This window comes from Microbacterium sp., assembly GCF_036566905.1.
GTDB lineage: Bacteria > Actinomycetota > Actinomycetes > Actinomycetales > Microbacteriaceae > Microbacterium.
Map to the genome: position 1 here is coordinate 1 of NZ_DATCVK010000070.1, position 6,828 is coordinate 6,828.

At 72.1% G+C, this 6,828-nt stretch carries 5 protein-coding genes and 1 pseudogene; 1 reads left to right on the forward strand and 5 read right to left on the reverse strand.

Features of this window, described 5'->3' with window-relative positions; genetic code table 11:
* The 5 genes from VIP82_RS05885 to nucS form a co-directional block, all read right to left on the reverse strand.
* Window positions 1-1,015 (reverse strand): hypothetical protein (locus VIP82_RS05885; RefSeq protein ID WP_331906604.1); only part of this gene is annotated, 1,015 nt, incomplete at its 3' end.
* Entirely contained in the window at window positions 1,008-1,790 is a 783-nt protein-coding gene (locus VIP82_RS05890; RefSeq protein ID WP_331906606.1) for an HAD hydrolase-like protein, read from the reverse strand. The genes VIP82_RS05890 and VIP82_RS05885, both read right to left, overlap by 8 nt.
* A 51-nt stretch (window positions 1,791-1,841) precedes the next feature.
* Window positions 1,842-2,339 (reverse strand): MarR family winged helix-turn-helix transcriptional regulator, encoded by a 498-nt coding sequence (locus VIP82_RS05895; RefSeq protein WP_331906608.1) that lies wholly within the window; start codon window positions 2,337-2,339, stop codon window positions 1,842-1,844.
* Between the two features lie 50 nt (window positions 2,340-2,389).
* Window positions 2,390-5,317 carry a glycosyl hydrolase gene (locus tag VIP82_RS05900; RefSeq protein ID WP_331906610.1) on the reverse strand — a complete coding sequence of 976 codons (2,928 nt, stop codon included), beginning with the start codon at window positions 5,315-5,317 and terminating at the stop codon, window positions 2,390-2,392.
* A gap of 109 nt (window positions 5,318-5,426) precedes the next feature.
* On the reverse strand, window positions 5,427-6,122 hold the full coding sequence (gene nucS, locus VIP82_RS05905) for an endonuclease NucS (RefSeq protein WP_331906612.1): 696 nt from the start codon (window positions 6,120-6,122) through the stop codon (window positions 5,427-5,429).
* 309 nt (window positions 6,123-6,431) lie between these two features.
* On the opposite strand from nucS, the pseudogene VIP82_RS05910 reads away from it, so the two are divergent.
* Window positions 6,432-6,828, forward strand: a pseudogene (locus tag VIP82_RS05910) (MinD/ParA family ATP-binding protein); the annotation flags it as partial.

Consider the following 6,828-nt stretch of genomic DNA (forward strand, 5'->3'; position numbering starts at 1 on the left):
GCAGGCGCTGCTGCGCCGTGCGGGCATCGCCGAGGGCGAGGTCGAGGCGTCCGCGCAGGCGCGCGATGGCGTCGACCGTGCGGGTGGGGCGGCGCGCGGCATCCGTCTCGATGCGGTTCAGCTCCTGCTCGATGGCGCGCAGCTCCGCGCCGAGTCGCCCGGCGTCGAGTGCGTCGAGGTGCTCGCGGGTGACGGAGGCCTGGCGCAGCGCCGTGCGGGCAGCCGAGATCTCGTCGGGAACGGCCTGCGCCGCCTGCAGCACCAGGCGGTGCGTCTCTTCGAGGTTGCGTGCGTCGCCCTCGGCCTGGCGCAGTGCGCGTTCAGCTGCGGCGAGATCGGGCAGCGCGCTGAGCGAGGGGTCGTCCGCCCGTGCGGCGGCGGCGTCCAGGTGGCGCTGCGCGACCGCGACCTGCGACAGCGCCGCGTGCGCGGACTGCGAGGCATCGTGCCACTCGTCCTCGGCGAACCGCGACGACAGCTCGGCGACGAGTGCGGCCGGATCGCCCATCGAGGCGTGCAGCTCGGCGAGGCGGCGTCGTGCGGCGTCGATCTGACCGGCAGCCGACACGTTCGCGGTGACCCACGCGCCATGCTCGCGGCGGGCGGCCGCCACGATGGCGAGGGCTTCGCCGGCCTGCCGGTCGATGCGCCCCGAGATGCGGCGGATCTCGTCGGGCGGGGCGGTGCCGTCGCTGATCGCGCGGTACTCCTCGAACGCGTCGTCGCGGGCGTGCTGCGCAGTGAGGCGTGCTCGCCGCAGCGACGCCGGCGCCTCGCCGCCGTAGAGCGCCCCCGACAACCCGACCTCGAGCTCGAGCTCGCCGACCTCGTCGTCGAGCTGCACGAGCGTCGCACCGGCCTTCGCCCGGGTGCGCTCCGCCGCGGCGCGGGCACGGGGAGAGCGGCGTGCCTGCCGCACGGCCCAGACGATCACGGCGACCGCGATCGCCGTCACGCCGAACACGACCAGGGCCGGCACCAGCCATCCCAGGATCGAGGCGGCGAGCTCAGGCATCCGCGACCCCGACGGGTTCGCTCGCACCCACCGCACGCCCCGCGGTCTCGGCGCTCTCCGCGCGTGCGTGCTCGTCCACAGCGCCGGTGTCCGCACGCGTCTGCTCGCCCACCAGCAGCAGCTCGCGAAGCTGGTCGACGTCGTCGACGACCGCCTGGGCGCCCTCCGCCTCGTGGGGCCAGCTGAAGCCCCAGCGCACGAAGATCACCGGCACGCCCTGGGCGGCACCGCCTTCGACATCGTGATGGCGGTCGCCGACGAGCACCGGGCGGCTCGTGTCGACGCCGGCGGCAGCGAGGCGCCGCAACGCCTCGGCGACGATGTCGGACTTCGCGCTCAGGGTCCGCTCGTCCGCCGTCGCACCGACGATGGCGGTCAGCGAGGTCGAGAGGTCGAAGTGGTCCATCAGGGCGACGACCTGCACTTCGGGCTTCGAGCTCGCCGTGGCCTGCGGGATACCGGCGGCGGCGACATCCGTGATCAGCTCGCCCACGCCGGGGAACAGCTTGGCTCCCGTCGCGTAGCCGTCGATCTTGTTGAGGCCGCGGTAGAAGGCGACGGCCTCGGACGCCTGCTCCGGCGTCATGCCGACGTTCACCTGGAACGAGTCGTACATCGGCGGGCCGATCCAGTGCACCAGCTCGGCGCGGGTGGGCGGACGCTTGCCGAAGTGCTCGAGGGCGATCGTGAGGCGGCGGAGGATGCCGTCGGACGCGTCGACGATCGTTCCGTCAACGTCCCACAGCACACAGGTCCACGGCGATCGGCTCGGCATGGGACCCAGCCTAAGCGGAGGCGGCCCGCCGCTCCGAAGCGGACCGACGTCTCAGCGATCGCGCCGGTGCACTCGCGCGAGGCGCGCCATCATGCGACGGAGATCCTCGATCTCGGCCGGCGACCAGTCGGAGAGCAGTGCCCGCATGTTCGTCTCGGCGGTCGCCATGATCCGCTGCCCGATGCGGCGCCCCTCGTCGGTCAGGGCGACCAGCACGCCGCGGTCGTCGTCCGGCGCGGCGACCCGCACCGTGAGGCCGGCCTGAACGAGCCGCCCGACGATCTTGCTCATGTTGGTCGGCGTCATGCCGAGCGCGAGTGACAGGTCGACGGGCCGCATCGCGCCGTTGTACGAGAGCTGGTTGACGACGAGGAACATGCCTATGTCGTCGATGGGGAACGCGACCCTCGCCATGACCTCTCGCCGCACGACGGTGCTGTCGGCCCAGTGCACGATCGACGCCAGCGACAGGCGCAGGTCGAGCGGGTCGGCGCCGATGACGGGACTCAGGTCGGCGGAGGCGTCGGGGTCGACGTCACCTCGGGCCATCGTTCCTCGTTCCTCTCGGTGCCGTGCCGGCCGTGCTCGCGCCGCCGGTGTCAGTCCTCTCGAAGCAGTCGCACCGGCCCGACGAGTCCGTACTCGCGGACGATCGCGTGCTGCGTGCGCTCTTCCCCGGTGAGCTGCGCCCCGATGTCGGGGACGCGCTCATAGTATCCGCGGGCGCGGAGCCGGTTGTTGAGCGAGCTCGAGACCCGCACGGTGATCACGTTGTCGCCCGGACGGATGTCGCCGCTCACGTCGACGACCGGGTGCGCGGTGTCGAATCCGCGGGCCTGCCCGTCGCCCACGCGCACCGAGCCCAGTCCGCCGCAGGTCGAGCCCAGGTCGAGCAGGTGACGCGCGCCGGGGCGCGCCACGGGGACCGAGATGGTCGTCGTGTACTCGCCCACGCCCGAGACCTCGGGGCCGACGGCCGGTATCTGGGACCACGGCGCCAGCTCCGTCTCGCCTGCCTCGAGGCGCGTCACGGCAGTGGTCGGGCGCACCTCGCGGGAAATATAGCCAAGGCCGCGATCCTCCGTCAGCACCTCGGGCTCGCCCGCGTCCCAGCTCTCGACGACGAGCCGCCACCGGTCGGCGCGGGCGACCTCGATCATGGCCGGAGCGGCGGTGTCGGCGGCATCCGTCGTGGTGTCGAAGACGACCACCGCCACCTCGCCCGGCGCGAGCGTGAGCTCGACGAGCGTGTTCCCGCCGTCGCGCCGTGCGCCGCGGTGCGGCCGGAGCTCGCCGGTCCAGACGTCGAGCCGGTGCGCCACGCCCGTGCCTTCGAGGCGCACGCGCACGGTCGCCGGCTCGGTGGTCTCGTAGAGGAAGTGGTACGCGTAGAGCACGGTGAGACCGTCATCCTCGCGAAGGTGGGTGAGCACGTGGCGGTCGTCGTCGGCGAAGCGGGCGCGGCCGCCGGCGCCGAGCTCGTCGAGGGCCGCGACGACGCCGGACGGCGCGGTGACGCGGACTCCCGGCATCCGTCGCAGTTCGGTCATGATCGCGGCGAGCTCGTCGTCGAGGCCGTCGAGACCGGGAGTCGCGGATGCCGCGACGTCGTGCGTGCGGAAGCGTCCGGCCATGAGCGACTCGAGCTCGCGCGCGCCGTCGACGATCACGAGGCGGAGGCCGCGCTCGGCCCAGGCGAGCAGGTGCGCGGCCACGTCGGCGTCGAGCGTGCTCTGGTAGACGATGAGCGCTCGATACCCCGGCCCGTCGGGTTGCACCTCGTCGCCGTCGAACGAGACGTCGTCGCGGAGCAGGAGGGATCCGTCGAAGAACTCGTACGTGATGCCGGCGTCCTGCATGCCGAGGTCCTGCCACCAGTGGTTCTCGCGGTCGCGCATCCACATCGTGCCGTAGGCCACCTCGTCGGGGATGCGCTCGCCGTTCGGGCCGATGAGCGCCATGCCGATGAGGTTGTCGGTGAAGTGGTCGGTGCGCAGGATGCCGACGTCGATGCGCGGCCGCCCGCGCCGGAGCGCGTATTGGAGGCGACCGATCGCGGCGGTCCAGAGCGGGTAGAACTCCGAGCCCGGCTGGCGGGTGTCGAACCGCTCGGAGAACATCGGCCACATGCCCTCATGGCCGGGCCACTGCGTGACACCCTCGGCGCCGGCCGGGCTCGCCCACCCGTGCAGCACCGTCTTGGTGATCCCAGCAGCGAGCTGCGTGGCGATGATCTGGTCGTAGAAGCGGTGGTCGAGCATGTGGTTGCGGGTGGTGGCACCGGTCTCCGACGAGTACTGCTTGCCGAAGAGGTGCGCGGGGCCGGCCATCAGCCGGTACGCATCGATCTGCGCGCCGAACTCGAGCGACTCCGTCTCGATGCCGTCGACCTCGGGCCCCGGGCGCGTCAGCTCGAAGGGCAGGCCGTAGCTGATCTCGGCGCGCAACGTCATGCCGACCTCGTGCAGGAACGCGGCGAACGGACGCAGCATGTTCTCGATATAGAGGTCGGTGAGCGTGCGGACGTAGTCGAACCGCACCTTCTCGACGGTGGTGCGATCGGCGTCGACGGCGGGCTGGTGGTGGTACACCGTCGAGACCGCCATGAACGGTGCGTCGCGCGTGAGGAACGGCAGCCACGGCACGATGTCGTAGCCGCGACGCGTGTGGAACTCCTCGGCCAGTGTGAAGCCCCAGAACATGCCGCCGGCGCCGTAGGTCGAGAGCTCGAGCGAGTCCATGTACATCTGCGCGCGCGGGTTGCGGGCGACCTCGGCGCGCAGCGCGGGCGTCAGGACCACGTCGTCCCAGTAGGCGATGACGGCGTCCACGCCGTCGCGGTCGAGGTAGTTCACGGTGTAGTTGACGCCGGCCGAGGGCGACGCGGTCTGCCCGGTGCCGTGCATCCAGTACGCGAACAGCCGCCATTCGCCCTCGTCGGGAGCGGTCCAGTCGAGCGCCTCGCCCTCGACCTGTGAAGTGAGATCGAGGACGGATGCCGCATCCAGCAGCCCGTCGCCGGCGACGCGCGCCGCCACGACGGCGACGAGGTGCTGCTGCGTGATGGTGCCGCGGTGGCCGGGCAGCGTCGTCTCGGCGATCGGGGCCTCGAGGTCGATGCGTGCAAGCGCGCCGGAGCGCGACCGACCGGCCGCGAGCGTCTCGTGCACGACATCGAGTTCCTGCGCAGCGGCACGCTGGTCGGGGTCGATCGTCGGGAGGTTGGCGTTGGACCAGTTCGTTCCCGACGTGAAGCTCACCGACATGCCGCGGCGCGTGGTCTCCTCGACCACGATCTGCGAGTCGTGCACCCACTCCTCCGAGCCCCACCCGTAGCGCGCGTGGTCGATCGCGCCCTCGTCCATGGCGAGGAACTCCATGCCGCCGAAGCCGAGACGGTGCGCGTCCTCGATCTCCCGCCGCAGCGTCGCATCGCCGTGGAGCCCTTCCGCGAGCCACCACCGCAGCTCAGGGCGGAAGTCGATGGCGGGTTCGGCGATCTCGCGCCGGAAGTCGTCGAGCGTCATCGCGCGGCATCCGTTCGTCAGAAAGAACTGTCTGCGCGACAGTATGTACTTTCCTGACGACATGACACAACCCCCATCTCCGAGGGGATGGGGTGGAGCGTCTGGCGAGTCAGAAGAGACGCGGGGCGCCGGACTCGATGCCCTTCATGCCCTCGTAGTCGAGGGTGACGCAGCGGATGCCGCGGTCGGTGGCGAGCACCTTCGCCTGCGGCTTGATCTCCTGGGCGGCGAACACGCCCGTGACCGGGGCGAGATGCGGATCCCGGCCGAGAAGCTCGAGGTAGCGGGTGAGCTGCTCGACGCCGTCGATGTCACCGCGGCGCTTGACCTCGACGGCGATCGTGCCGCCCTCGGGGTCGCGCAGGAGCAGATCGACCGGACCGATCGCGGTCGGGTACTCGCGGCGGACGAGGGTGAGGCCGTCGCCGATGACGTCGACCTGCTCGGCGAGGAGGCGCTGAAGGTCGGCCTCGACGCCGTCCTTCTGCAGGCCGGGATCGAGGCCCAGCTCGTGGGAGGTGTCGTGCAGCACCTCGTAGATGCGCACCAGCAGCGCATCGCCGCTCTTGGCGTGGGTGACCCGCCAGTGCTCGAGCACCCCGGCCGCGGCGGAATCGGCATCCGGGATCTCGACGTCCAGGCGGCAGGGCGGGCTCATCCAGTTGAGCGGCTTGTACGAGCCGCCGTCGGAGTGCACCAGCAGCGAGCCGTCGCCCTTGTGCACCAGCAGGCGGGTCGCGAGCGGCAGGTGGGCGTTGAGCCGTCCCGTGTAATCCACGGAGCAGCGGGCGATGACGAGACGCACCCGACGAGCCTAGCCCGCGGCCGCGCCGCGAGGACCCGATGAGCCGATCCCGCGGTTGTGCCGTGAGGACCCGACGAGCCTGGCCCGCGGCCGCGCCGCGAGGACCCGATGAGCCGATCCCGCGGCCGCGCCGCGGTCTCGGCGGTGCCTTCCAGGAACCGTCGACTAGCGTGAACATGCACGGCGAAAGCGTGGCCGAGGCCCGCGCTCGCCCTCCGATGGGCTCTCGCCGGCCCACTCGCCTGCCCTGACCGGCCGCCGCCCTCTGCCGCGGCCGGCGTCTGAAGCCGCCGCTGCGGAGGAGAACCGATGAATTCACGCCGCCCCGATGCGACCGTCCACTTTCTGACGAGCACGACCGCCGAGCTTCACGTCGGCACCGATGTCGAGGAAGTCGTCGCCCCCGACAGCCTGGCGCTGCGCGACCGCGTCGTCGAGGAGATCCGGCAGCTGGCGGCCTCGACGGGCGAGCCCGCGCACGCCACCCTCGTCGAGGGGACGTCGAGCTGGCCGCTCGTCGTGCACCCCGACGGCACCTGGGCGGAGTCGCTGGATGCCGCCACCGCCGACCCGGTGCCCGCTCCCGTGTCGGCATCTGCCCCGGCGCTGGCCCCCGCGGCGCCTGCGCCGGCGGTGCCCGCTCCGGTGTCCGCGGTCCCGCTCGTGCCGGCGACCGCGTCGATTCCCCCGATGCCGGCCGTGCCCG

What these genes read in the sequence shown, in the direction of transcription:
- VIP82_RS05900 (WP_331906610.1), bottom strand. Translation starts at nt 5,317, where the DNA reads ATGACGCTCGACGACTTCCGGCGCGAGATCGCCGAACCCGCCATCGAC.
- VIP82_RS05890 (WP_331906606.1), bottom strand. Translation starts at nt 1,790, where the DNA reads ATGCCGAGCCGATCGCCGTGGACCTGTGTGCTGTGGGACGTTGACGGA.
- VIP82_RS05895 (WP_331906608.1), bottom strand. Translation starts at nt 2,339, where the DNA reads ATGGCCCGAGGTGACGTCGACCCCGACGCCTCCGCCGACCTGAGTCCC.